Source organism: Kribbella sp. NPDC050241 (genome assembly GCF_044459685.1).
GTDB lineage: Bacteria > Actinomycetota > Actinomycetes > Propionibacteriales > Kribbellaceae > Kribbella.
Genome location: NZ_JBITJE010000008.1, coordinates 94,311 through 117,425, shown reverse-complemented (window position 1 = coordinate 117,425; position 23,115 = coordinate 94,311). Strand labels below are relative to the sequence as shown.

21 protein-coding genes are annotated in these 23,115 nt (G+C 68.9%); 4 read left to right on the top strand and 17 right to left on the bottom strand.

Going from position 1 to position 23,115, the window contains the following annotated elements; all coding sequences use genetic code 11:
• The first annotated feature begins 5 nt into the window (after nucleotides 1–5).
• Nucleotides 6–1,247 (top strand): dihydrolipoamide acetyltransferase family protein, encoded by a 1,242-nt coding sequence (locus ACIBG5_RS31460; protein WP_396395130.1) that lies wholly within the window; start codon nucleotides 6–8, stop codon nucleotides 1,245–1,247.
• Between the two features lie 156 nt (nucleotides 1,248–1,403).
• Here ACIBG5_RS31460 and ACIBG5_RS31455 read toward each other — a convergent pair whose 3' ends face one another.
• From ACIBG5_RS31455 to ACIBG5_RS31430, 6 genes are read right to left on the bottom strand one after another with little or no spacing between them, the layout of a single operon-like run.
• Entirely contained in the window at nucleotides 1,404–1,880 is a 477-nt protein-coding gene (locus tag ACIBG5_RS31455; protein ID WP_396395129.1) for a GNAT family N-acetyltransferase, read from the bottom strand.
• Between the two features lie 4 nt (nucleotides 1,881–1,884).
• A complete protein-coding gene (locus ACIBG5_RS31450; protein WP_396395128.1) occupies nucleotides 1,885–2,892 on the bottom strand; it encodes a LacI family DNA-binding transcriptional regulator in 1,008 nt (335 codons plus the stop codon).
• Between the two features lie 14 nt (nucleotides 2,893–2,906).
• The gene (locus tag ACIBG5_RS31445; RefSeq protein WP_396395127.1) at nucleotides 2,907–3,731 is read right to left on the bottom strand and encodes a carbohydrate ABC transporter permease; all 825 of its coding nucleotides are present in this window, start codon (nucleotides 3,729–3,731) and stop codon (nucleotides 2,907–2,909) included.
• Nucleotides 3,728–4,648 carry a carbohydrate ABC transporter permease gene (locus tag ACIBG5_RS31440; protein WP_396395126.1) on the bottom strand — a complete coding sequence of 307 codons (921 nt, stop codon included), beginning with the start codon at nucleotides 4,646–4,648 and terminating at the stop codon, nucleotides 3,728–3,730. The genes ACIBG5_RS31445 and ACIBG5_RS31440 overlap by 4 nt, the downstream gene beginning before the upstream one ends.
• Complete coding sequence (locus ACIBG5_RS31435) at nucleotides 4,645–5,910, bottom strand: extracellular solute-binding protein (RefSeq protein ID WP_396395125.1); 1,266 nt, start codon at nucleotides 5,908–5,910, stop codon at nucleotides 4,645–4,647. The genes ACIBG5_RS31440 and ACIBG5_RS31435 overlap by 4 nt, the downstream gene beginning before the upstream one ends.
• A 1-nt stretch (nucleotide 5,911) precedes the next feature.
• Entirely contained in the window at nucleotides 5,912–7,390 is a 1,479-nt protein-coding gene (locus tag ACIBG5_RS31430) for a sulfatase-like hydrolase/transferase (protein WP_396395124.1), read from the bottom strand.
• Nucleotides 7,391–7,552: 162 nt separating this feature from the next.
• Between ACIBG5_RS31430 and ACIBG5_RS31425 the strand changes: the two genes are divergently transcribed.
• On the top strand, nucleotides 7,553–8,755 hold the full coding sequence (locus tag ACIBG5_RS31425; RefSeq protein ID WP_396395123.1) for an MFS transporter: 1,203 nt from the start codon (nucleotides 7,553–7,555) through the stop codon (nucleotides 8,753–8,755).
• A gap of 3 nt (nucleotides 8,756–8,758) precedes the next feature.
• On the opposite strand, the gene ACIBG5_RS31420 is transcribed toward ACIBG5_RS31425, so the two are convergent.
• The 4 genes from ACIBG5_RS31420 to ACIBG5_RS31405 all read right to left on the bottom strand — a co-directional run bounded on the left by ACIBG5_RS31420 (nucleotide 8,759) and on the right by ACIBG5_RS31405 (nucleotide 13,260).
• On the bottom strand, nucleotides 8,759–9,736 hold the full coding sequence (locus tag ACIBG5_RS31420) for an aldo/keto reductase (protein ID WP_396395122.1): 978 nt from the start codon (nucleotides 9,734–9,736) through the stop codon (nucleotides 8,759–8,761).
• 78 nt (nucleotides 9,737–9,814) lie between these two features.
• Entirely contained in the window at nucleotides 9,815–11,218 is a 1,404-nt protein-coding gene (locus ACIBG5_RS31415; protein WP_396395121.1) for a PLP-dependent aminotransferase family protein, read from the bottom strand.
• A gap of 5 nt (nucleotides 11,219–11,223) precedes the next feature.
• A complete protein-coding gene (locus ACIBG5_RS31410) occupies nucleotides 11,224–12,225 on the bottom strand; it encodes an aldo/keto reductase (RefSeq protein WP_396395120.1) in 1,002 nt (333 codons plus the stop codon).
• Nucleotides 12,226–12,258: 33 nt separating this feature from the next.
• Complete coding sequence (locus ACIBG5_RS31405; RefSeq protein WP_396395119.1) at nucleotides 12,259–13,260, bottom strand: zinc-dependent alcohol dehydrogenase family protein; 1,002 nt, start codon at nucleotides 13,258–13,260, stop codon at nucleotides 12,259–12,261.
• Nucleotides 13,261–13,327: 67 nt separating this feature from the next.
• Between ACIBG5_RS31405 and ACIBG5_RS31400 the strand changes: the two genes are divergently transcribed.
• Nucleotides 13,328–13,645, top strand: coding sequence for an ArsR/SmtB family transcription factor (locus ACIBG5_RS31400; RefSeq protein ID WP_396395117.1), 318 nt, complete (start codon nucleotides 13,328–13,330; stop codon nucleotides 13,643–13,645).
• An 8-nt stretch (nucleotides 13,646–13,653) separates the two neighbouring features.
• Here ACIBG5_RS31400 and ACIBG5_RS31395 read toward each other — a convergent pair whose 3' ends face one another.
• The 6 genes from ACIBG5_RS31395 to ACIBG5_RS31370 all read right to left on the bottom strand — a co-directional run bounded on the left by ACIBG5_RS31395 (nucleotide 13,654) and on the right by ACIBG5_RS31370 (nucleotide 21,525).
• Nucleotides 13,654–14,667 (bottom strand): winged helix-turn-helix transcriptional regulator, encoded by a 1,014-nt coding sequence (locus ACIBG5_RS31395; RefSeq protein ID WP_396395116.1) that lies wholly within the window; start codon nucleotides 14,665–14,667, stop codon nucleotides 13,654–13,656.
• A 10-nt stretch (nucleotides 14,668–14,677) separates the two neighbouring features.
• Nucleotides 14,678–19,099 carry a S8 family serine peptidase gene (locus tag ACIBG5_RS31390; protein ID WP_396395115.1) on the bottom strand — a complete coding sequence of 1,474 codons (4,422 nt, stop codon included), beginning with the start codon at nucleotides 19,097–19,099 and terminating at the stop codon, nucleotides 14,678–14,680.
• A 140-nt stretch (nucleotides 19,100–19,239) separates the two neighbouring features.
• Nucleotides 19,240–19,539, bottom strand: coding sequence for a hypothetical protein (locus ACIBG5_RS31385; RefSeq protein ID WP_396395114.1), 300 nt, complete (start codon nucleotides 19,537–19,539; stop codon nucleotides 19,240–19,242).
• A 66-nt stretch (nucleotides 19,540–19,605) separates the two neighbouring features.
• Complete coding sequence (locus ACIBG5_RS31380) at nucleotides 19,606–20,472, bottom strand: SDR family oxidoreductase (RefSeq protein ID WP_396395113.1); 867 nt, start codon at nucleotides 20,470–20,472, stop codon at nucleotides 19,606–19,608.
• A 104-nt stretch (nucleotides 20,473–20,576) separates the two neighbouring features.
• Nucleotides 20,577–21,032: a MarR family transcriptional regulator gene (locus ACIBG5_RS31375; protein ID WP_360452371.1), complete on the bottom strand. Its 456-nt coding sequence runs from the start codon at nucleotides 21,030–21,032 to the stop codon at nucleotides 20,577–20,579.
• A gap of 70 nt (nucleotides 21,033–21,102) precedes the next feature.
• Nucleotides 21,103–21,525: a MarR family winged helix-turn-helix transcriptional regulator gene (locus tag ACIBG5_RS31370; protein WP_396395112.1), complete on the bottom strand. Its 423-nt coding sequence runs from the start codon at nucleotides 21,523–21,525 to the stop codon at nucleotides 21,103–21,105.
• A 114-nt stretch (nucleotides 21,526–21,639) separates the two neighbouring features.
• On the opposite strand from ACIBG5_RS31370, the gene ACIBG5_RS31365 reads away from it, so the two are divergent.
• Nucleotides 21,640–22,038 (top strand): PPOX class F420-dependent oxidoreductase, encoded by a 399-nt coding sequence (locus ACIBG5_RS31365; protein WP_396395111.1) that lies wholly within the window; start codon nucleotides 21,640–21,642, stop codon nucleotides 22,036–22,038.
• A gap of 1 nt (nucleotide 22,039) precedes the next feature.
• Here ACIBG5_RS31365 and ACIBG5_RS31360 read toward each other — a convergent pair whose 3' ends face one another.
• Nucleotides 22,040–23,002, bottom strand: a complete 963-nt coding sequence (locus tag ACIBG5_RS31360) for a helix-turn-helix domain-containing protein (RefSeq protein ID WP_396395109.1) — start codon at nucleotides 23,000–23,002, stop codon at nucleotides 22,040–22,042.
• Nucleotides 23,003–23,115 lie beyond the last annotated feature (113 nt).

The window sequence follows — 23,115 nt, the reverse complement described above, 5'->3', positions numbered from 1 at the left end:
ACACCATGAGCACGATTTTGATGCCACGTTTGTCGGACACGATGGAGACCGGCGTCGTCGTCACCTGGCACAAGCAGACCGGCGACATGGTCGAGGCCGGCGAGATCCTGGCCGACATCGAAACCGACAAGGCCGTGATGGAGTACGAGGCCTACGAGTCCGGCGTCCTCGGCCGGATCCTGGTCGCCGAGGGCGAAGAAGCCGCCATCGGCCAACCGATCGCAGTCCTCGGCGACGAAGACCCCGAAGACGACGCGGCCACGCCGGACGAGGCTGCGGCGTCCCGATCGTCCGCGCCGGACGCGCAGTCAAGCCCCGTCGCGGATGCGGCACAGTCCTTCGTCGCGGTGCCAGTCTCGGGGCCGGCGATCGAGCGGATGCCCGCTTCTCCCTTGGCGCGGCGGGATGCTGTGGAGCTCGGGGTGGATCTGACGCAGGTTGCCGGGACCGGGCCTGGTGGGCGGATCATCCGCGCGGATGTCCGCGCCGCCGCCGAGACACTCCAGCCGACCGAGACAGCCGAGTCGGCACCAGCCGTCTCCCAGGACGTGAACCCTGGCGAGGAGGTCCCGCTCAGCTTGCTGCGCAGGACGAGCGGAAAGCGCCTGGCCGACAGCGCCCGGACCGCACCGCACTTCTACCTGACCGCGAGCGCCGACCTCGAGAACCTCGTCGACCTGCGGTTCGAGCTCAACGCACAACTGACGGAGGCCGGACGGCAGAAGGTCAGCATCAACGACCTCGTCATCCGGGCCTGTGCACTGACGCTGCGCCAGCACCCGGACGTCAACTCGTCCCTCTCCGGCGACAATCTCCTACGCCATCACGACATCAACATCGGTGTAGCAGTCGCGATCTACGACGGGCTTCTGGTCCCCGTCATTCGCAACGCCGACCACAAGTCGGTCGGCGTGATCGCCGAGGAGTCCGCGTCCCTCGCCGTACGAGCGAGAGAACGCCAACTGACGACCGACGAGATGGCCGGCGGAACGTTCACCATCAGCAACCTCGGGATGTACGGCGTCGAGCAGTTCACCGCCATCATCAATCCCCCGCAGGCCGCGATCCTCGCGGTCGGCGCCTCCCGCCGGGAGGCAGTTGTCCTCGACGACGGATCCCTCGCCGCCCGCACCAGGATGCGCTACACCCTCTCCGCCGACCACCGAATCCTCAACGGCGCGGACGGAGCCCGCTTCCTCGCCGACCTCACCAAACTCCTGGAGAACCCCTGGCTCATCATCGCCTGAGACGCGTGTCCCCACCCCTCGCCGCCTGTGATGTACGGATCGACAGGTAGTGCACCTGCGAGACGCCGTACACAGAACGTCCGCACGCTCAACTGCACTACCTGTCGACCCGACACCTCCTGTGCAGCTGCACGCCTCAACGCGTCAGACGACCCGCTAGCGCACGTTGAGGATGTATTCGGTGAGGTTTGGGTGGGGTGGGAAGGCCGTTCGGGTCTGCCGGCCGGTGGGGTGCCAGCCGAGCTTCTCGTAGAAGCGGCGGGCCCGAGTGTTCTCGGTGAAGACCCGCAGCCGCAGAGTCCCGAGCGTGGAGGGAAAGGTGGCGAGCAAAGCATCGTGCAGGTACGTCGCCAGCCCTGAGCCCCAGGTATCGACGGCGGTGCCGAAGTGGAAGACCTCGTCATCCCGGCGGGCCGCGAATCCGGTGATCCGGTCGTCCTGATCACACGAGACGTAGACCGCGATCGACGGATCGGCGAGCTCGACCGCCCAGCGGTCCAGGATGTCGGCGCGTGGGAACGGATGCGTCTCCTGCGGGAAGATGTGACCCAGTCCTTCTACCGCGCCGCGTTCCTGGAGCGTCACCAGCTCGGGCAGATCGGACTCGTGTGCCTTGCGGAAGACCCAATCCATACCGTTAGTGTCCCGGGCCGATGCCGGCGGTGCTTTCGCGGACCACCAAGGTGAAGGGTGCTCGGAGGCGGACCGGGTCTTGACCCGGCTGCTGGTCGCGGAGGGCCTGCAGGGACAGCCGGGCGATGGCGACGCGGTCCGGTGCGACGGTGGTCAGTGTCGGGAGGGTGGCGAGGTCGTACGGAATGTCGTCGAAGCCGACGACGGCGACCTGCTGTGGCACCTTCAGCCCGCGCAGCACCAGGGCCCGGATCGCGCCCATCGCCAACCAGTCGGTGCCCGCGAAGATCGCGTCCGGAGCGGGATTGCCGGCGTCGAGCCAGCGGCCGAGAGTCAGCTCGGCGTCCTCACCGCGGACGCCTCCGGCCGGGAGCACGATGTCCTCGTCGACGCCGATACCCGCCGCCACCAGGGCATCGCGATAGCCGTTGGTCCGTCCGTCCGCTACTCCCGGCCCGGGCACCAGCGCCATCACCCGGCGCCGCCCCATCGCCAGCAGATGCTCGGTCGCCACGCGCCCAGCCTCACGGTTGTCGATCCCGACGTGGTCGGCGCGGTGGTCCTCACCGGCCTTCTCGCCCAGCAGCACCAGCGGCAGCGCGGGATCACGCCGCTGCACATCCTCCGGACTCAGGCTCAGCGGGCTCATGATGATCCCGTCGAGACGGGCCGGATGCCGGTCGGTGAGCAGGCCGAGCTCGGCCTCGCGGCGGCCGCCGGTCTGGTGGAATTGCACGATCCAGCCGAAGGTCTCCGCCTCGTCCAGCATCCGCGCCGCGAGCGAGGCGAAGTACGGGCGATCGAGCTGGGGCACCGCGAACGCGATCACCCCGCTGCGGCCCTGGGCCAGGTTCCGGGCGGCGATGTTCGGCCGGTAGCCGAGCTTGTCGATCGCGGCGAGGACCCGCAGCCGGGTCGCCTCGCGGACGTGTTCCGACCCGTTGACGACGTTCGACACCGTCTTCATCGACACACCGGCCGCCTCGGCGACGTCGATCAAACGAGGCCTCATGGGTGGTAACGATCTCACTTCAAGCCGGTGTGTGCCATTCCGGCCAGGATCCGCCGCTGGAACACCACGAACACCACCACGACCGGGACCAGAGTGACCACACTCATCGCGAACAGCGCTCCCCACTCCGAGCTGCCGGTGGCGTCGAGGAACCCGCGCAAAGCCACCGGAACCGTCAGTTTGGTCCGCGTCGACAGGTAGATCAGCTGGCTGAAGAAGTTGTTCCAGGTCCAGATGAAGGAGAAGATCGCGGTCGTCACCAGCGCCGGGGTCAGCAGCGGCAGGATGATCCGCCGGTAGATGCCCCACGCCCCGCACCCGTCGATCCGGGCGGCGTCGTCCAGCTCGACCGGGATCGACCGGATGAACTGCACCATCAGGAACACGAAGAACGCGTCGGTGGCCAGGAAGCTCGGCACGATCATCGGCCAGAACGTGTCGATCCAGTTGAGGTTGCGGAAGATCGAGTACTGCGCGATCAGCGTGACGTGACCGGGCAGCATGATCGTGGCCAGCATCAGCGCGAACAGCGTCTTGCGCCCGATGAACTTGAGCCGCGCGAAGGCGTACGCCGTGAGCGAGCAGGTCAGCACGTTCCCGATCACGACCGCGGTGCAGATGATCAGCGAGTTGGCGAGGTACACCCCGAAGTTGACGCCGGTCGAGTGCCAGCCCAGCGCATAGTTGCCCAGCGTCGGGTGCTCGGGCACCAGGCCGGCGTCCTTGAAGATCTCGGTGTTCGGCCGCAGCGACGCGGTGATCATCCACAGCAGTGGATACAGCATGATCAGCGCGCCGATGGTCAGACCGGCGTGTGCGAAGACACGGCGAGTTCTCATCGGCGGACCCCTTCGTCTCCGTAGAACACCCAGGTGCGACCGAGGACGAAGTTCAGCCCGGTGAACACCGCGATGATCAGCAGCAGGACCCAGGCCATCGCGGCGGCGTACCCCATCCGGAAGTTGCCGAACGCCTGCTGGTACAGGTACAGCGTGTAGAACAGCGTCGAGTCCGACGGCCCGCCCTTGCCGCCGCTGATGATGTACGCCGGGGTGAACGCCTGGAACGCACCGATGATCTGCAGCACCAGGTTGAAGAACACGACCGGTGACAGCAGCGGCAGCGTGACCCGCCAGAACCGCTGCCACCTGTTCGCACCGTCCATCTCGGCCGCCTCCATCACGTCCTCCGGGATCTGCCGCAGCCCGGCCAGGAAGATGATCATGGGAGCGCCGAACTGCCACACCCGCAGCACGATCAGCGTCCACAGCGCCGTACCCGGCTCGGAGATCCAGCCATGTCCTTCGATGCCGAACAGGCCGAGCACGTGGTTGAGCAGACCGTCACTGCCGAAGATCTGCTGCCAGAGCAGGGCGATCGCGACACTGCCGCCGAGCAGGCTCGGCACGTAGTACAGGGCACGGTAGACGGCGAGACCACGCAAACCACGGTTGAGCAGTACGGCGATCGCGAGGGCGAAGGTCATCTCCAGCGGCACCGACACCGCGACGTACAGGAACGTCACCCGAAGCGAGTGCAGGTAGCGGGCGTCGTGGAACAGCGCCGTGTAGTTGTGCAGTCCGGTCCAAGCCGGGGTGTTGAACAGCGCATAGTCGGTGAACGAGTAATACAGCGACAACACCATCGGGCCGACGGTCAGACCGAGTACGCCGATCAGCCAGGGCAACAGGAACAGGTAGCCCGGGACGCTTTGGCGCAGACGCGTTCCGAACGAGTCGGCAGCGGATCGGCTCACTGGCCGAGCGTCTTCCCCGCCAGCTCGACGAACTCACCCGCGCCGGACGCGGGCGTGGCCTTGCCGAAACCGATGTTCTCGGCGATGCGACCGAAGCCGGTGAGCAGCTCGCCGTACCCCTTCGGCCAGGGCGGAGGCGTCGGACCGACCTTGCCTGCGATGTCCTCCACATACGCGATGGCCCGGGCGCCGGCGGAGTCGGCGTCGGCCGAGACCACGTCGCGCGCCTTCTTCGACGGCGGTACGCCGAGCAGGATGCCGATGGTCTTGATCGCGGTCTCGTCGTTGAGCAGGAACCCGATCAGCTTGGCGGCGTCCTCGGGGTGCTTGCTCGCGGCCGAGATGCACCACAGGTCGAGCGCCTTGATGAACTGACCCTTGAGGTCGCCGGCCTTGTCCTGGGGCACCGGCAAGACGGTCAAGGGGCTCTTGACCAGCGGCTGGTAGAACGTGACCTGCTGCACCCAGCCGAACTGCAGCGGGGCCTTGCCTGTCGCCACCAGGGACTTCTCGATCGCGATCGTCTCGCCGCTGACGTTCTGCGGCGGGGCTGCCTTCGCCTTCCGCAGGTCCGCCCAGTACTGGAACCACTCCTGGATCGTGTCCTTGCTGGTCGCCAGCTTCGAACCGTCCTCGGAGAACGCCCCGGTCCCGTGCTGACGGGCGAACACCTCGAACAACTGGAAGTTGCCGGCCTGGTCGCTGGACCCGAACGCGCCCTGCACCGATCCCGCATAGTCCTTCGCGAACTCGGCGAACGCGTCCCACGTCCACCCCTGCTTGGGGACGCTGCCGCCGGCCTTCTTCACGGCGGCCTCGTCGACGTACATGGCATAGCTGATCGAGCTCTGGCCGATCCCGAAGTTCTTGCCGTCCGCGGTGCCGCTCCCGGCCACGTCCGGGTCCAGTCCGGAGGTGTCGATGCCGAGCGATCCCAGGTCCTTCAGGGCACCGCGACCGGCGTAGTCGCTGAAGTAGCTCATCGACATCCGCAGTACGTCGGGCGCGTTGTTGCCCGAGGTCTGCGTGGCCAGCTTGTCCCAGTAGTCGTCGAAGGGCGCGCTCTCCGGGGCGAAGTCGGCGCCACCGTTGGACTTCCACGCGTTCAGTGCCTTGTTGATCGCCTTGGTCACGGGGTCGGGCCCGTACCACGCGACCCGCATCGGTCCCGGCTTCGCTGAGCAGCCGGGCAGCATGGTGGCGGCGGCCGTGGCGGCACCGAGACCCAGCAGGGTACGGCGGCTGAAGGTGGACGGATTCATGTCAGTTCTCCCTGCTCGTCGGCGTGGTGGAGTGGGCCCAGCGCCAGTTGTGTTCGAGGCGAAGCGGGACATAGGCGCCGGTCGGCAGGTCGTCGGTGAGTCGTGCCTGCCAGCGGGCCAGTTGGTGCAGCAGCCGGGCGCGGACCGCCAGGTGCTGCTCGTTCTCGAAGAGGTTGTGCAGCTCGGCCGGATCGGCGTCGAGGTCGTACAGCTCGCCGGCGAGATCGGCGTGGACGATGAGCTTCCATCGGCCGCTGCGCAGCATGCGAGCGGAGCCGGACTGGGTGACCGTGTTGAGTTCGTCGAACGTCGGGCCGTCGTACGAGAAGTGCAGCGGTGGGCGGTCAGTGACGTCGCGGGCGCGTCCGCCGAATCCCTGCTCGGCGATGATGCTGCCGAACTCGGCCTCCGGCGCCTCCTCGCCGTGGGCGAGCGGCAGCAGGCTCCGGCCCTGGACGCCCTCCGGCAGAGGCTGACCGACTGCCTCACAGATGGTCGGCAGAATGTCGACAATCGACACCGGCTCGTCGCGCCGCTGAGCCGCGACACCGTCCCCCGCGACGATCAACGGGATCCGCATCAGGAACTCGGACAGCCCGGCGCCCTTGCGCTGCAGGCCGTACTCGCCGACGTAGTCGCCGTGGTCGGCCAGCACGATCGTCAACCGCGGACGCGTCCGCTTGGCGAGACCCTCGTGCAGCCGCTGGATCTGGTCGTCCAGCAGTCGCAGCATCCCGAGGTAGTTGGCGGCGTACCGACGCCATCCCCCGTCGTACCCGGGCCGCTTCTCCTCTTGGAGCCGGCGCAGCCACGCGTAGCTGCCGCCCTTGGCCTCGGCGCCTTCCGGGCCGGTGATCCGGTCGGGGACATTTTCGGGCGCGACCATCGAGAAGTACGGCTCCGGCACCTGGTACGGGTTGTGCGGCTCGGGATACGACACCCAGAAGAGCCCGGGCTTGTCCGGATCGGCCTCGTCCACGGCGGCCAGTGCGTCAGTGGTGATCCGGTAGGGCAGTTGGCAGCGCAGCTCGTACGGCGTGGGCTCCTCGGAGACACCGTGGTCGAGTCGCTCGAGCCACCTGTCGAAGGCCTTCTCCTGCTCGTCGCGCTCCGGACCGCGGGTGTGGAAGTAGGGACCGTTGTAGGTGTCGAAGTCGCCGGCGCCTCGCGGCATGTGGGGCTTGCCGGCGAAGTGCAGTTGGTACTCCGCCGCCCGCAGTACATCGACGAGGTCGCCGGCGAACCGGGCGTGGGCCGGTGTGCTGTTCTGCCGGACCTGGTGGGCGCTGGGAAAGCGTCCGGTCAGCAGGCTGGTGCGGGCCGGGACGCAGGCGGGCGCCGAGGTGTAGGCCTGGGTGAAGTCGGTTCCGGCGGCCGCCAGCCGGTCGACGAAGGGCATGGTGTCGACCGGGTAGCCGCTCCGGCAGGTGAATCCGGCGCGTTGCTGGTCGGTCATCACGATGACGATGTCGGGACGCATTCCCTGGTCTCTCCTGGCGGGTCGGCGGCAGGTTGTACAGCGCTGTAATACAGCGCTGCAAAGATTGGCGTACACCGCCTGCCCGCGTCAAGGGCCGACCGCGGTGGCCACGATTCGGTAAGGAGGTTGCTTAACCGGTCGGCGCGATGGTCGACTAGGCGCGTGACGGCAACGGAAGGCCCGGTCTCGGGAGTACAGCAGGATGCCGGGTTGTCGTACCGGACCCTGATCTGGCTTGCGGTGGCGACGTTCTCGATGGGGATCGACGGCTACGTGCTGGCCGGCTTGCTGCCCGCCATCGCCAGCGATCTGGAGGTGAGCGCGGCAGCCGCGGGGCAGTTGGTCTCGGTGTTCGCACTGACCTCGGCGCTCGCGGCTCCGGTGCTCGGGACTGTCACCAGCCGATGGGAGCGTCGTACGACGATCGCGCTGTCTCTGGCTGTGTTCGTGCTCGGCAACCTGGTGGTCGGTCTCGCGCCCAACTACGCGACCGCGCTCGGCGGCCGCGTGATGGCTGCGCTCGGTGCGGCGCTGCTCAACGCCGCCGTGACCGGGTACGTGATCGCGCTCGCGCCACCGCAGCACCGCGGCAAGGCGCTCTCGTTCGTGCTCGGTGGCTGGATGACCGCGACCGCGCTCGGTGTACCGGTCGGTTTGGCGCTCGGCCAGACCAGCTGGCGATTGCCGATGCTCCTGGTCGCGGTGGTCGGCACGATCGCGTTGGCCGGAATCATGCTCAAGCTCCCGCGCTTGCACCTCCCGGCCGGGACGCTGGCCGAGCGTCTGCGTCCGCTCGGCCAGCCGCGGCTGTTGGCAGGGCTGCTCGTCACGACCGGCATCCTGTGCAGCAGCTACACCTGCTTCACCTACGCCACGCTGATCTTCGCTTCGACCTTCCGGCTCGACTGGGTGATCATCGTGGTCATGTTCGGGTACGGCGTGGCCAGCATGCTCGGCAACGCGGTCACCGGCCGGCTGACCGACCGCTTCACGCCGCTGCGCGTCCTCACCGTCGTGTTGATCGGACTGCTCCTGAACTCGGTGCTGGGGATGCTGACCTTCCTGACCGTGCCGCTCGCGGTGACCGCGGTCACTGGCCTGGTGTGGTTCTTCGCCGCTGGCGTCGGCAACGGCGGAGCCGCCGTACCTCAGCAGGCACGGCTCGCGGCCCTCGCCCCGAACTCGGCTGCCATCGTGATGGCCTTGAACGGCAGCGCCATCTCGCTCGGTTCCGCTCTCGGCAGCGGCCTCGGCGGCGTCTCGCTGGCCGCCGGCACCTCGCCGTACGGCCTCCTCGGCATCGCAGCCGTCATCCTGGCGATCACGCTCACCCTCCACCTGCTCGTCGCGAGGGCCCGGGCCTAGCCATCAGGACTCGTCGGTGCCGGCGGTGTTCAGGCGGTGCATCGTCTGCTCGTCGAGGTGGAGGTCCACGGCCGCGAGCTGCTCGTCCAGCTGGGCGACCGTTCCGGCCGCACTGACCGGGATCACCGCCGGGTCGCTCTGCATCATCCAGGCGAGGACGACCTGGTTCGCGGTGGCGCCGGTCTCGGCTGCGACCTGGTTCAGGACCTCGAGGCGGACGGCGCTCGTGGGGTGGTCGTAGCCGCGTTCGAACGGCCGGTCACTGCGGGTGTAGGCGCCGCGCAGCAAGGGCTTGTAGCCCAGCAGGGTGAACTCCGGCTCCGACTTCGCATAGTCGATCAGCTCGGGCGTGACCACATCGAACCCGGTCCGCTCAGGCCGCGGCCACAGGTAGGTGTGAAGTTGCTGAACGCAACTGTACGCCGGAACGCCGGCGGTCCGGGCGAGCTCGCGGGCACGCTCGATCCGCCACACCGGGGTGTTGCTGCACCCGATGGCGCCGACCACGCCCTCCTTGACCAGGGCCCCGAACTCACCGACCGTGTCGGCCAGATCCGGCTCGCGGTCGTCCCAGTGGGCGTAGTACAGGTCGATGCGGTCGACGCCGAGACGTTCGAGGCTGCCCTGCACCGCACGACGAACCGCCTTGCCGGACAGGCCCTCCCAGTTCTCCATCGCCGGATCGCCGGGCGCCTTCGTGGCGTGTGCGCCGGCCTTGGTGGCGACGACGACCTGGTCCCGCACCCCACGGCTGCGGATCCACCGGCCGATCACGACCTCGCTCTCGCCACCGAGACCGCCGTCGGCCCACTGGCCGTAGCTGTTGGCCGTGTCGATGAACGTCCCACCGGCTTCGAAGAACCGGTCCAGCAGCGCGAACGCCGTCGTCTCGTCCGTCTCGGTCCCGAACGGGATCGTCCCGAGGCAGAACTCGCTGACCTCCACCCGACCGTCGCGGTCACCCAGCCACCGTGTGCGCATCACAACTCCTGTACGAGGCGGGTCCTTCCCACCATCGGCGCCCAACGTACGGCGGGATCGGCCGGAATCCGCGGCCAATCAGCGGGCGGATTCGCGGACCAATGCGCACGTCCGGGCCAACGATCCGATCGCCGCATCGACATCGCCGTCGGCCAGATTGCCGTAGCCGAGCACGATTCCGCTCGAGTCGCCGCCGGCCCGGACCTGGTACTGGCTCAGCGCGACCAGCCGGATCCCGGTACGTCGTGCCGCCGCCACCACCGGACCTGCGGCGAGCTCGTCCGGCAGCCGGGCGATCAGGTGCAGCCCGGCTGCCGCTCCGTCGATCGACCAGCCCGGCAAGTCCCGGCGTACCGCCGCGACGACTTGCTCACGCCGGCTCTGATAGCGCCGGCGCAGTGCCCGCAACTGACGGTCGTAGGCACCCGCGCGCAGCAGTTCCGCGAAGGTGGCCTGGTCGAACGTCGACGGACCCGGACCGATCGATCGGGTCAGCGCCTTCCGCCACGGGCCGCGAACGACGTACCAGCCGAGGCCGATGGCCGGGGACAACGTCTTGCTGACGGAGCCGAGCAGGACGACCTGCTCGGGCGCCATGCCCTGCAGCGTGGTCAACGGATTGCGGTCGTACCGGAACTCGGCGTCGTAGTCGTCCTCGAGGATCAGCCCGTTCGTACGCCGGGCCCACTCGATCAGCTCGAGCCGCCGGCCCGGCGAGAGTACGACGCCGGTCGGGAACTGATGGGCGGAAGTCACCACCACGGCCCGCAGGTCCTGCTGCTGCGTGAGTACGTCGACGCGGAGACCTTCGGAGTCGACGGGTACCGGCACAGCCTGTACGCCGGTCGCCTCGATCACGTCGCGAAGCCGGGTCCAGCCCGGATCCTCGATCCCGATGCGGTCGACACCGGCGGCCCGCAGATCCACACAGAGCTGGGCGACGGCGGCACGCACCCCACTGCGGATCACCACATCGCCCGCTGCGGCGACAGCTCCCCGGCTGCGTTGCAGATAGTCGGCCAGCAACTCGCGCAAGGGCAGGTACCCGGCCGCATCCGGATGGCCGAGGTCGGCGGTCGGCAACGCGCGCGCCGCCTCGCGCGCTGCCTCGCCCCAGCGGGTGCGCGGGAACGCACGCAGATCGGGAATGCCCGGCGTCAGGTCGAAGCGGTAGGTGCTGCCCCGGTCGACCTCACCTGTCCTCCGGACGGCTCCCGTCGTACGACCTGACCAGCTGACCCAGGTCCCCGAGCCGACCCGCGTGGACAGATAGCCTTCGGCGACAAGCTGGCCGTACGCCTGCGTGACAGCCCACCGGGAACATCCGAGCTGTTCGGCCAGTTCACGACTCGGCGGCAACACCGAGTCGTGAATCAGACGCCCCGACCTGATCGCGCCGCGAAGGCCGCGCTCCAGCTGCCGGTGCAGCGGGCCTTCCCCGTCCAGCACCAACGCCGTCGTCCAGGCTGTCCGGGTCGTCACCGACGTCAGCGGTTGAAGCCTGAGAGCAGGTTGTACGGGTACACCGACGGCTTCTCGCTGACTTCGGTCAGGCGGGCGAGTTGCTCTGCGTCGAGCGACCAGCCGGCCGCACCGACGTTGTCGGTGTAGTGCTCGAGGGTGCGCGGACCGATGATCGGTGCGGTGACAGGCTCGGTCTGGATGAGCCAGCGCAGCGCGACCTGCGCGACGCTGCGACCGGTGTCCGCCGCGATGGCATGCAACGCGTCCAGGACGTTCCAGGTGCGGTCGTTGTCGTAGTAGTCCCAGGCCTCGTAGAGCCCTTGCTTGGCAGCCTCCGCGACCCGGGTCCCCTCCGGTGGCGCCTCCATGCCCCGGTGGAACCGGCCGGCCAACCAGCCCGCACGCAGCGGACTCCACGGCATCACACCAAGTCCCTCGTTGCGGCAGATGGCGAGCAGTTCCCACTCGGCTTCGCGGTCGAGCAGGTTGTACAGCGGCTGCAGTGCGCTGTACCCGTTGATCCCGGCCTGCTTCGCCACGTCCACAGCCTTCTGGAGCTGCCAGCCGGTGACGTTGCTGGCGCCCAGGTACCGAACCTTGCCCGACGACACCAGTACGTCGAGCGTGGCCAGCGTCTCCTCGATCGGTGTCGCCGTGTCCCACACGTGGGTGTAGTACAGGTCGATGTAGTCGGTGCCCAGCCGGCGCAGGCTGGCGTCCACCCCGGCAAGGATGTGCTTGCGGCTGAGGCCGTCGTCGTTCGGGCCGTCGCCCATGCTGCCGTAGACCTTGGTGGCGATCACCAGTGAGTCGCGGTCGCGGCCCTTGAGCCAGCGGCCGAGCACGGCCTCCGACTCACCGGCGTTGTACACGTCGGCGGTGTCGATGAACGTGCCACCGGCCTCGACGAACTCGTCCAGGATGCGCACGCTGGTCTGCTCGTCCGCCGGGCCACCGAAGTGCATGGCGCCCAGGCACACCTCGCTGACCTTCAGGCCGGTCCGGCCCAGATTGCGGTACTCCATCGTCCTGTCCCTTCGTTGCAGCAGCCGGATCCGCTATCCGTGATCGACGCTGACCACGATCTTGCCGACCTGGCTGTTGGATTCCATATGCTCGTGGGCCCGTACGACCTGCTCGAGCGGGAACACTCGATCGACCACCGGGCGGAATGTGCCCGCCAGCAGGCCCGACGAAACAAAAGCCGTTGCCCGGAGCAACCGCTGCGGATCGCGGGTGATCTCGTGCACCGTGTAGGTGCGCAGATTCAGCGCCGGCATGCCCAGGTCGAACCCCGGGTACGGCGTCGGTTGCCCGCTCTGCGCGCCCCAGAGGAACAACGTACCGCCGGATGCGACCACGCGCGCGAGATTTACGACCTCCGGGCCGGCCACCGCGTCGAACACGTACTCCGCGCCGCGGCCCGCGGTCAGGTCGAGAACGCGCCCGGCCACGTCCTCCTCGTCCGAGACGATCACCTCGGCCGCGCCCTCGTCGAGCAGTCTCTGCCGCTTGGCGCGGGTCCGCGTGACGACCAACGGCGTGGCGCCGACGCGGTTCGCGGTCTGGATCGCCGCGAGACCGACGCTGCTGGACGCCGCGTTGAGGACGACGGTCTCCCCCGCACGCAATCCGGCGATCTCGACCATCGCGCCGTACGCCGTGAGGTACGGCATCCACACGGCCGCGCCGGCGAGGGCATCGATGCCGTCAGGTCGATTCACCAACGCACTCGCGGGGACGATCGCCTGCTCGGCGTACACGCCGTAGTCGTTCTGCGAGAAGGCCGGGATCACGCTGATGGCCTGGCCGGGCGCGAATCCGGTGACGTCCGGGCCGATCGCCTCGATCACGCCTGCTGCCTCGGCACCGAGCCGGGACGGGAACTGCTTCACCGGCTCGATGTACTGGTCCCGGCGGAACAGCACCTCGGCCCGGTTGATCCCGATCGCGTCCACCCGGACCCGCACCTCACCGGGACCCGGCTCGCCCGGATCGACGTCGTCCAGCCGCAGCACCTCCGGCCCACCGGCCTGGTGGAACCGCACCGTCCTCGCCATGCCACTACCTCCCGCTCGGATAAGTTTGATCACCGTCAAACTTGGCGATGATCATACTATTGACCTCATGGGACGTACGCCGCAGCACCCGGAGGTCTCCGATTTCGACGTCCAGCGGGTGCTGGAAGCCTTGGTCGACCCGGTCCGGCGCAGCATCGTCACGCAGCTCGACGCGCTCGGCGCGGACATCAAGTGCGGCGGCTTCGACGTACCGGTCGGCAAGGCGACGGCCACCCACCACTTCGGAGTCCTGCGCGAGGCCGGCCTGATCCGCCAGTACTACGTCGGCACCCTGCGGATGAATTCGCTCCGCCGCGCCGACCTGGACCAGGCCTTCCCCGGCCTGCTCGACGCGATCCTGGCCGCCCAGAAGCAGCCGGCCTGACCGGCTCGTCACAACCACCCCGCGCGGGCGGCGTACAGCCCGGCCTGGAATCTCGTGTCGGCGCCCAGGGTCGACATCAGCGTGGCGATCCGCCGTCTGGTGGTGCGATGGCTCCAGCCGAGGTGGTGCGCGATGGCCTCGTCCTTCAGCCCACTGGCCAGCAGCGCCAGGACCCGCCGGTCGTTCTCGCTCGGTTCGGCGACGCCGTCCTGCTCGATCGAGCGCAGCCGCCCGGCCGCGGTCAGCGGCGTCGCCTCCGCCCAGAGCTGGTCGAAGACGAAGAGCAGGACGTCGAGCAGACTGCACGGGTGCACCACGATCGCGCCGGCGATGTCCCGCTGCGCGATCGACTGCGGGATGAAGGCGACCTTGCGATCGAAGGTGGCCAGCTTCAACGGCAGCTCCGAGGTGACCCGGGCCTGCTCGCCGGCGGCGACGTACCGCAGGATCGCGGTCACCGCGTTCGGCGACTGTTCCAGCGCGGCCCGGGCGTAGATCGCCCGGCAGGTCACCCCTCTGGCCAGCACCTCGAACTCCGCGTCGTTCGTGACCGGCCCCGCGTCACCGGCGTACGGCGGGGTGTCGAGCACCTGCACCTCCTCCATCGCCCCGCGCTGCAGCTGATCGAAGCGGCTCAGGACCGTGTCGGCCCCGGTGACCACCTCGATCAGCTCGGTCGGCGCGGCATTGCCGCCGGAGCGGAACTCCGGGACCCAGGACGCGGCCAGCGCCCGGATCCGCTCGAGCTCGGATTCCTGCCGGCGCACCAGTGCCTCGATCGCCGCATCCGGTGCCACCGGCAACAATCGCGGCGTCGGCAACGGAGACCGGCTGACCAGTCCCGACTGCTCGAGCACGGTCACCGCGCGGCGCACCCGGCCGGCCGGCGAACCGATCCGGTCCGCCAGCCCGGTCACCGTGAGTCCCGGTGAGCGCAGCAGGATCCGGTAGGCCCGCTCCTCGAACTCCCCGACGCCGAGGATGGCCAGGTTCGCCGCCGCATCCGTCCATGGTGATTGCACGTTCCGGCGCCTACCCGCCCGGCAGGACCGAGCACGGTCCTGCCTTGGCCAGCCGGAGGTCTCCGGTCGTCGTCTGCTGCGGTCGTACCTTGACGACGCCCGCCGCCGGCAGCCAGCCGGGCGCGGCTGCAGTCACCTGGACGTGCCCGTCCGCCATCAGCCAGTACGAGTACCGTCCGCCCTCGTCCGCGACCAGATGCACCGCGTCATGCCTCGTGCCGATCGTCACGGCTGCTCCTGGCAGGGCGGCCGTCTGACCGGTACACCGATCCTTGCCGGTGACGGTCCCGGTGATCCGGCCCCAGTCGGGCGGCGCGACCGCATCCATCGTCACGGTCAGCGGTGCGTTCCGGAACGGGGTGTCCTCCATCAGCAGCAGCCGTGCGCTCACTTCGCGCGGCTGGCTCGTTGCGGGGGTCCCGGCGTCGAGAGTGACCCGGATCCGTGTCGACTGCCCCGGTGTGAGGGTGCCGGCCGGCTTGTCGGCCCTCAGCCACGGCACATCCCGGCCACCGGACGCGCACTGGTCGTTGCCGGTGAGCTGCTCGACGTACGGCTTGGCGCCGAGGATCCCCTCCGCTCCGCCCACCTTGAAGAATCCGCAGGCGCCGGCGACCCGGGTCACCGCGAACTGGGAGTTCGGCAACGACCTCCAGCTGTCCGAGGCCGGGCTGTAGGCGAAGCCCAGGTTGCTTCGATAGCCGGCCACCATCCCACCCGAGAGCAGGAGCTCACCGTTGGCCGCGGAGTACGCGGCACCCCAGACCGTTGTCGGCAGATCGCTCAGCCGCAGCCAGCGGTTGGTCACCGGGTTGTAGCTGTACGCCGTCCGGAGCGCATGATCGACGCCCCCGTTGTCCCCTCCGGCGCAGTAGATGCGCTCACCGATGGCACCACAGTGCTGCCAGGACACCGGTTCCGGATAGTCCGCCGCTCGCGTCCAGCGCTTCGAAACCGGGTCGTAGACCATCACACCGCGGCTTCCGTGCGCGTCGTCGGCGTTCGTGCGCCCACCGATGACGTAGAGCTTGCCGCCCAGGACGGCGGATGCGGCCGCGGCCGTGCCGATCGGGGCGTCCGGTCCGGACGACCACTTGTCGGTGGCGGGGTCGTAAACCGTCAGCCGTGCGGCCGGGGCACCTCCGCGCGGCCAGCCACCCACGACGTACAGCTTGTCGCCGACGAACCCACCGGCAGGTCGCTCCAGCGCATCGGTGGTCCGCGCGATCTCCTGCCAGGTCTTGGCCTTCAGGTCGTAGACGTAATTGCGTTGCTCGGTGTGGTTCTGGTCGGCGACGCCGCCGACCTTGTACAGCGTCCCGTCGTGGTACGCCGCCAGGGCATCGAAATCGCCCTCCGGCAGGTTGGTCTCCTGCTGCCAGGGCGCGATCTTCGCACCCGTCGTCCGCGACGCCGCCGCTTGACTGGCTGCCTGCAACGGACCGCCGTCGTCCAGACTCAGGTACCGCCGCTCCGCAACGGTGGAGACGGCTGCCGCCTTCGTCTCCGGCTTGTCCTCGAACGGCGTCAGTTCGTACGTCGCCCGGCCGGTGCCGACGTTCTTCACCGTCAGCTCGATCGTCCGCCGGTCGCCGATCCGCACCGACTGGGTGAGGTCCTTCGCCGTCACCTTCAGTTCGGCCATGCCGAGCGCGAAGTCGGCCTGGACCACCTTGTCCGGCCGGACGTCGACAGTCCGCGTCCTGGCCTCGTACTGCCCGGCGTCGTACTGCGCGCTGAACTGCTGCCGACCGGCCGGCGCGAACATCCAGTAGAAGCCGTCGCCGAGGCTCGGGTCGGCCGGTGTCGGCCCTGCAGTCGCGACATCGGCCGGACGGGAGAGATTCCGCACGGTCGCATCGTCGACGGCCCGGCCGAATCTGTCATCCGTCACGTTGCCGAGGACGAGACCGCCGGCCACCGGAGCGCACCTGGTCGTCCCGATCACCACGTCGTCGATCTGCAGCCAGCCGTTGCCGGAGACCTCGGTGCTGTACCGAAACCGGGCCCGGACCTTCTCGTGCCCGGCGGCCGCGGGGACCGGCACCTGGACAGGCCGTGGACCCCGCAGGCTCCCGTTCTGGTGCCAGACGTTGGTCCAGGTCGCACCGTCGTCGACGGACAGGTCGACCTCGACCGCGGCCCGGGTGCCGAGCACATCCGTCCGGAACGCGATCACCGGCTGGTCCTGCGAGCTCAGGTCGACACTGGGCGAGCTCAGCCGCGAGTCCTCCAGCCGCTTCCCCGAGCCACTGTCGATGCTCGCGAAGCCACCGGACCCGCCGGTCAGGTTCGTGCGCTGTCCCGGGTCGTCGAACTCCCAGCCGTCGCCGATCACCGTCTCCTGCGTCCAGCCGGCCGGGATCGACGTACCGTCGAACGATTCGGCGAGCCCCTGGTGCTCGCTTTGGTAGCCGGGCGCCGTACAAGGAGCCGCGATCACAGGTACGGCGAAGTCCACCGACTGGTCACCCTGGACGAGGACCTTGCGGGTCAACGCCTGGTAGCCGGCCGCATCCGGATCCAGCTCGACGCGGTACGTCGACCCCACCGGCAACTGGATGCGGTACGAACCGTCCACCGGTGACGTGTGGATCGGCGCGAGCGGCGTACCGGCGACGGTGAGAGCGGCGTACAGCGGCCAGCCGTGGCCGGAGCCGTCGGTCACCTTCCCGCGAACCGTTGCCATCGGCACCTGGGTCAGCGCGGCATCGCGCACCGTCCGCTGATCCTTCGTCACCACTACGTCGTCCGCGGTCGCGTTCTCGAAGCCGAAGGCCGAGACCGCCAGGCGATACGTGCCGGCACTGACCCGGACCTCGAAGGTGCCGTCGGCTGCGGTCTTCGTGCGTCGCTCGTACTCCGCGGCGGTGGCGACCACTGTCGCGTCGGCCACGGGCTTCCCGGCATTGTCGGTGATCCGTCCGGCCAGCGTCCCGGTGTCGCCCCGCGGCGAGGCCTCGACCGCGGCAAAGGCGTTCAGGCGGCCCTCTCCGAAGGTGTTGTTCCGTTGGACGGTACCGCCGCAGGACAGGTCACCGGTGTCGACAGCAGTCTGGTTCAGCAGCTCACGGGTGCCGTCGATATCCCCGATCAGGGACGGCGCGGCGGACCACATCAGAGCGACCGTGCCAGAGACGTGTGGTGAGGCCATCGACGTACCCGTGCCGGTGCCGAAGGCGCCGCCCGGAACCGACGAACCGATGGCGACACCAGGGGCGGCGATGTCCGGCTTCACCCGGCCGGACACCCCCGGACCACGGCCGGAGAAGTCGCCGATCGCGCCGGCCTCGTCGTACCCGCCGACCGCGTACGTCGAGCCGCCGTCCGCCGGCGAGGCGGCGGTGTCACATCCGGCCCGGCCGTCGTTGCCGTTCGAGAAGACCGCGAAGATACCCGAGGCGTTCCACGCCGCGATCACGTCGTCGTAGAAGGGATCCTCGACGCCGCGGTTGTCGTCCCCCCACGAGTTGTTGAGGACGTTCGGCCGCAGGTCGGCGCGCGGGTTGGCGCCGGACAGGTCGGTCGGCGCGAGCATCCACTGGCCGGAGGCGAGCAGGGCGCCGAGGGAGCACCCCCGCTCCTCGTCCTCGCAACCCTTCGCGGCGATCCACCGCGCGTCCGGTGCGACGCCGATCTTCCCGCGCGGCCCGTCACCGCCGACCATCGTGCCCATCGTGTGGGTGCCGTGCCAGATGTTGTCGCAGGGCGCCGCCGACGGGCAGATCTGGGACGGGTCGAACCAGTTGTAGTCGTGGTCGAAGACCCCGGGGCTCAGCGTGCCGCGGTAGGAGTCGACCAGCGCCGGGTGATCGAACTGGACACCGGTGTCGATGCTGCCGACGACGATGCCCTGGCCACGATCGTCCAGCTCCGACCAGACCTTGTCCGCCTGGATGTCCGCGAGGCCCCACTCGACCGCTGCCGCGGTCGCCGCCTTCGGCTCGGTGCCCGGCGCCGGTTCGGTCAGGTCGTAGGCCGGAGCCTCCTGCAGTCCCACCACCTCGGGCCGGGCCGCGAGCGACTGCGCCAGCGCCGCGGATCCGCCCTTCACCAAGATGGCGTCGGTGATCCAGAACGGCGTGTAGTCGTTGCCAGCGGCATCGAGCGTCGCACGGGCGTCGCGCTGCCCTCTGGCCGCGGACTGTTGCAACTGCTGGACGACGTACTCGCCGCGCTCCTTCCAGTCCTTGATCGTGGCCGCCTTGCTCAGGTCGGCACGGTCGGCGAACCGGACCATGAAGTCGCTCGTCTTTCCGGCGACCAGCCCCGACCGCAGGCTGGACGACACCTTGTCCTGCCAGGGCACCGGAGGCGGTGGCGCGGCCGACGCCGCCGTCCCGGCCGGCAGCATCAGCAGCCCGGCCAGGACGGCCAGCACGACGCCGAGCACGGTCCGGCGTCGTCCGGATCCAGAGACCACAGGGTGCATGCGGAACCCTCCCCAGGATGGTGTGCACCGGGATCCTCACCGTCTCGGCACAACGTCCAGCAGTGTTGTCAGGGCTGCGTGGGGCTGTCCAGCATGCTCCGTGGCCTGATCTGGCCACGGCCAGAACTGGCCGCGGCCGGCTACGAATTCCAGCGGCGGACAGCGATCGAGGTCAGCACACTGGTCGGCACAGCAATCAGCACGGCCCACGCCAACCGGTTCACCTGGCCGGCCTTGCAGGTTTCCACCGCGGTCGGATCGAGGACACCGCGAACGGGAATGGCACCACCCGTCCGCAACACCGACTTGCATTCGGTCAGCCGTCCGCCGCCGTTGCTGGGCCAGCTGGTCTTGCTGCCCGAGGCAGGTGCGCCCAGCAACAGCCACAGAACGGCGGCGATGCCGGCAACCGACAGGACCCACACAATCGCTCGTTTCATGGCCACGACCCTAGGTGAGACCGGCGGTCAACTCGCACACGTTCCCTTGCCTGCGGCAACCGTTGCTCACGACCGGGCGGCGATGGCCCGCAGGCCCTCGACCAGCGGGATGGTGGGGCGGCCGATCAGCTTGTGCAGCTCACCGGTCGCGTCCGCTGACACACCATCGGAGACGTCCGCGTCCAGCTGGACCAGGAAACTGACGGTCTGCTCGTCGACACCGTTGGCTCGCAGCGCCTCGGCGTGCTCCTCGGACGAAAGGTCCTGGTAGACAACGGGCTTGCCACTCACTTCCGCGATAGCGGCCGCCAGCTCGGGATAGGCCCACGCCGTGTCGCCGGCCAGCTCGTAGGCCACGTTGTCGTGGCCGTCGGTGCTCAGCACGACCGCGGTCGCCTCGGCGTAGTCGAGGTGATCGGCGCTGGCCACCCGGCCCTCGTGCACGCTGCCGATCATTACTCCGGTCTCGGGCGCCGAGGTCAGGAACGGGACGTAGTTCTCGTGGTACGAGTTCATCCGCAGCATCGTGTAGGTCAGGCCGGACTCGCGGATCAGCTGCTCGGTGGCCTTGTGCTCGGTCACGATGAACGTCGGGCTGGTGTCGGCATGCGCGGCGCTCGTGTAGACGATCCGGGACACACCGGCCTCCTGGGCGGCACGGATCACGTTCTCGTGCTGGACCATCCGCTTGCCGAACTCGTTCCCCGAGATCAGCAGCGCAACGTCGACACCGTCGAGGGCGGCGTCGACCGCCGCACGGTCGTCGTGGTCGGCGATCCGGACCTGGACCTTCTTCGCCTCCAGTGCGGCCGCCTTGGCCGGGTTCCTGGCGATGGCGACGATGCGCTCGGCCGGGACGCGGGCGAGCAGTTGGTCGACGACCAGGGTACCGAGGGCGCCGGTCGCGCCGGTGACAGCGATGAGATCGGACATGAAGGGTTTCCTCACCTGACGGCCGATGCCTGGACGCATCGAGCTTGTTCGTAGTACGAACTGTATTAGTTCGTACTACGAACTGCAACCCTCAATCCAGAAATTCAGGCTTGCTCCATGAAGACCACCGGGACCTCGTTGTCCAGGACGACGCGGCCGAGCAGACCGGCGAGCGTGTCGCGCTCCGCCGCATTCAGGCCGTCCGGCAACCGGTCGATCCGCCGGCACGTCTCGGCGTAGAACTCTTCCGCGACATCCTGTCCGCGCGGGGTGAGCGCGACGCGCACGGCCCTGGTGTCACGCGGATCCGGCTCGCGGCGTACCAGTCCGTTGCGCTCGGTGCGGTCGACGAGTCCGGTCATGCTGGACTTGGCGAGCCCCAGCATCTGACCCAACTCGCCCATCCCGAAAGGCTGGGCCATCAGGACGCAGAGCAGTTGCCCCTGCTGCGGGGTGAGGCCGCGTTCACGACTCGCCTCGGCGTACACCGCATTCACCAGGAACGCCGACCGGACGAGTCCGGCCACCACTCCGATCTTGCCGTCCTCATTCTTCGCCACGCTGCCAAGATAGCATTCACGCCCACAGAAGTTCGTGACACGAACCATCACCCATCAACCTCGACCGCCGTCATTGCGCTTCGTCGTCCGTGACGACGACACGACGGAGCAACTCGGTGAGCGTCCGCCGCTCGCTTGCCGTGAGTACGGCGAGATGCCGCGCTTCGGACTCTTTCGCGATCTGCACCAGCTCGGTCGCGAGCGTCGTACCCGACTTGGCGAGACGGACCTGCTGACGCCGGCGGTCCCCCGGGTCGCGCTCGCGGGTGACGTACCCGCCGCGTTCGAGGTCGTCGAGATACCCGACCAGGTGGCTGCGGTTGAGGCGCAGGCGGTCCGCGAGCTCGTGCTGCGCCGACGGCCCGAGGTCGAGCAGGCCCGCCAGTACGGCGAAGTGCGGAAGACGAAGGCTCTGCTCGGCCAGCGCGTCGACCAGGGTGCGATGACTGATCCGCGAGACGTGCCCCGCGAGGTACGACGGCAACGCCAGCAAAGCCGGTTACGACTTCGGGGCGACCGTGACCGAGTCGGGTTTGTTCCTGCTGCCGATGGCGGTCACGATGCTGGTCGCCGCGGCAGCGCCTGGCAGAACTCATAAGGTGAGGCCATGGAGCTGAGTGAGGTCGCGCGGGCGTTGATCGATGGGGACAATCCGGCCGTGCTGGCCACTGTGGGGGTGGACGGGACTCCGCAGTCGTCGGTGGTGTGGGTCGGCCGAGACGGTGACGACGTACTGATCTCGACGGAGGCGGGGCGAGCGAAGACCCGGAACGTGCAGCGGCATCCGCGGGCGAGTGTGCTTGTCATCGACAAGGACGAGCCGCAGCGGTACGTCGAGATCCGTGGCAACGCGACTGTGTCGGACGATGTCGACCGCAAGCTGGCGGTGCAGCTTGCCGAGACGTACGAAGGCGAAGGCGCCGGTCAGGAGTACGTCGATCTGCCGCCCGAGCGGGTCCGCCTCGTCATCCGCATCACCGCGGAGAGGGTCCACGTCCGCAGCTGACTCAGTCCCAGCCTTGACGGCCGGCTTGCAGACCGGCCTGGAAACGGCTGGTGGCGCCGAGCTGATCCTGGACCTGGGCGATCCGCCGCCGCAGGGTTCGGCCGCTGATGCGTAGCTGACGTGCGATCGCTTCGTCCTTCATCCCGCTGGCCAGCAAGTTGATCAGGTTGGTGACTGGATCGGCATTGGCTGACTCGGTCAGACGTAGCGGTGTGGCCTGCCCCCACAGCTGGTCGAACAGGACCTGGAGTGCACTGGTCAGCGCCGAGTCGGTGACCACCACGGCCCGCGCCTGCCCAGGACGTGACGGCCCGTCGCCCGCGAGCGGCAGGATCGCCGTCGTCCCGTCGACGATCAGCAGCTTCACCGGCACCTGCGGAAGCACCCTGGCCTGCTCGCCCCGCTCGGCCATCGACGTCAACCGCGCGACCCAGCCGGGATGGTCCAGCACCTCGGCCGCATAGATCGCCCGGAACCTGACCCCGCGCTCGAGCAGCGCCAGCTCGGCACTCGACACCTGATGGCTGCCGTCCGCGACGTACGGCGGGGTGTCGGTGCCGACCGCCTGCACGGTTGCCCCACGCAACATGTCGTCGATGCGCGCCTCGATCGCGTCCCGCCCGACGGCGATCTCGATCAGGCGGCTCGGCTCGGCCTGCAACTGCCCGGCGCTGAACTCGCGCGCCAGCTGGTCGGTCATCGCCGCCACGCCGTCCAGCGCCGCCCGGCGTTCCCGCACCAGCATGCCGAGCCCGGACCGCGGATCGACCGGCGCCGGCGCAGCCTCCGAGCCGCTGCGGACCAGCCCCGCCTCGGCCAGCCGGGCGACGGCCTCCTCGACCGTTGCCAGCGGCATCTCCACAGACTCACTGAGCTGCTGCACCGGTACGCCGGGATCCCGCAGCAACTGCCGGTACACCTGTGCGTCCTCCGCGGACAGCCCCACCGCTTCCCAATCAGCCACGGGCTGAGCCTAGGCGCGGCCTGATTGGCCGGTTTGGGCGGATGGCCGGATTCGGCGCCGCAGGGATCGCGCCAGGGCTTAGCGTGTGCCAGGAAACAGTCGTCGTCCGAGGA

Bases quoted from the DNA above. Each gene is read 5' to 3' on its own strand.
- ACIBG5_RS31460 (WP_396395130.1), top strand. From the start codon at position 6: ATGAGCACGATTTTGATGCCACGTTTGTCGGACACGATGGAGACCGGC.
- ACIBG5_RS31455 (WP_396395129.1), bottom strand. From the start codon at position 1,880: ATGGATTGGGTCTTCCGCAAGGCACACGAGTCCGATCTGCCCGAGCTG.
- ACIBG5_RS31450 (WP_396395128.1), bottom strand. From the start codon at position 2,892: ATGAGGCCTCGTTTGATCGACGTCGCCGAGGCGGCCGGTGTGTCGATG.
- ACIBG5_RS31445 (WP_396395127.1), bottom strand. From the start codon at position 3,731: ATGAGAACTCGCCGTGTCTTCGCACACGCCGGTCTGACCATCGGCGCG.
- ACIBG5_RS31435 (WP_396395125.1), bottom strand. From the start codon at position 5,910: ATGAATCCGTCCACCTTCAGCCGCCGTACCCTGCTGGGTCTCGGTGCC.
- ACIBG5_RS31430 (WP_396395124.1), bottom strand. From the start codon at position 7,390: ATGCGTCCCGACATCGTCATCGTGATGACCGACCAGCAACGCGCCGGA.
- ACIBG5_RS31420 (WP_396395122.1), bottom strand. From the start codon at position 9,736: ATGCGCACACGGTGGCTGGGTGACCGCGACGGTCGGGTGGAGGTCAGC.
- ACIBG5_RS31410 (WP_396395120.1), bottom strand. From the start codon at position 12,225: ATGGAGTACCGCAATCTGGGCCGGACCGGCCTGAAGGTCAGCGAGGTG.
- ACIBG5_RS31405 (WP_396395119.1), bottom strand. From the start codon at position 13,260: ATGGCGAGGACGGTGCGGTTCCACCAGGCCGGTGGGCCGGAGGTGCTG.
- ACIBG5_RS31400 (WP_396395117.1), top strand. From the start codon at position 13,328: ATGGGACGTACGCCGCAGCACCCGGAGGTCTCCGATTTCGACGTCCAG.
- ACIBG5_RS31390 (WP_396395115.1), bottom strand. From the start codon at position 19,099: ATGCACCCTGTGGTCTCTGGATCCGGACGACGCCGGACCGTGCTCGGC.
- ACIBG5_RS31385 (WP_396395114.1), bottom strand. From the start codon at position 19,539: ATGAAACGAGCGATTGTGTGGGTCCTGTCGGTTGCCGGCATCGCCGCC.
- ACIBG5_RS31380 (WP_396395113.1), bottom strand. From the start codon at position 20,472: ATGTCCGATCTCATCGCTGTCACCGGCGCGACCGGCGCCCTCGGTACC.
- ACIBG5_RS31365 (WP_396395111.1), top strand. From the start codon at position 21,640: ATGGAGCTGAGTGAGGTCGCGCGGGCGTTGATCGATGGGGACAATCCG.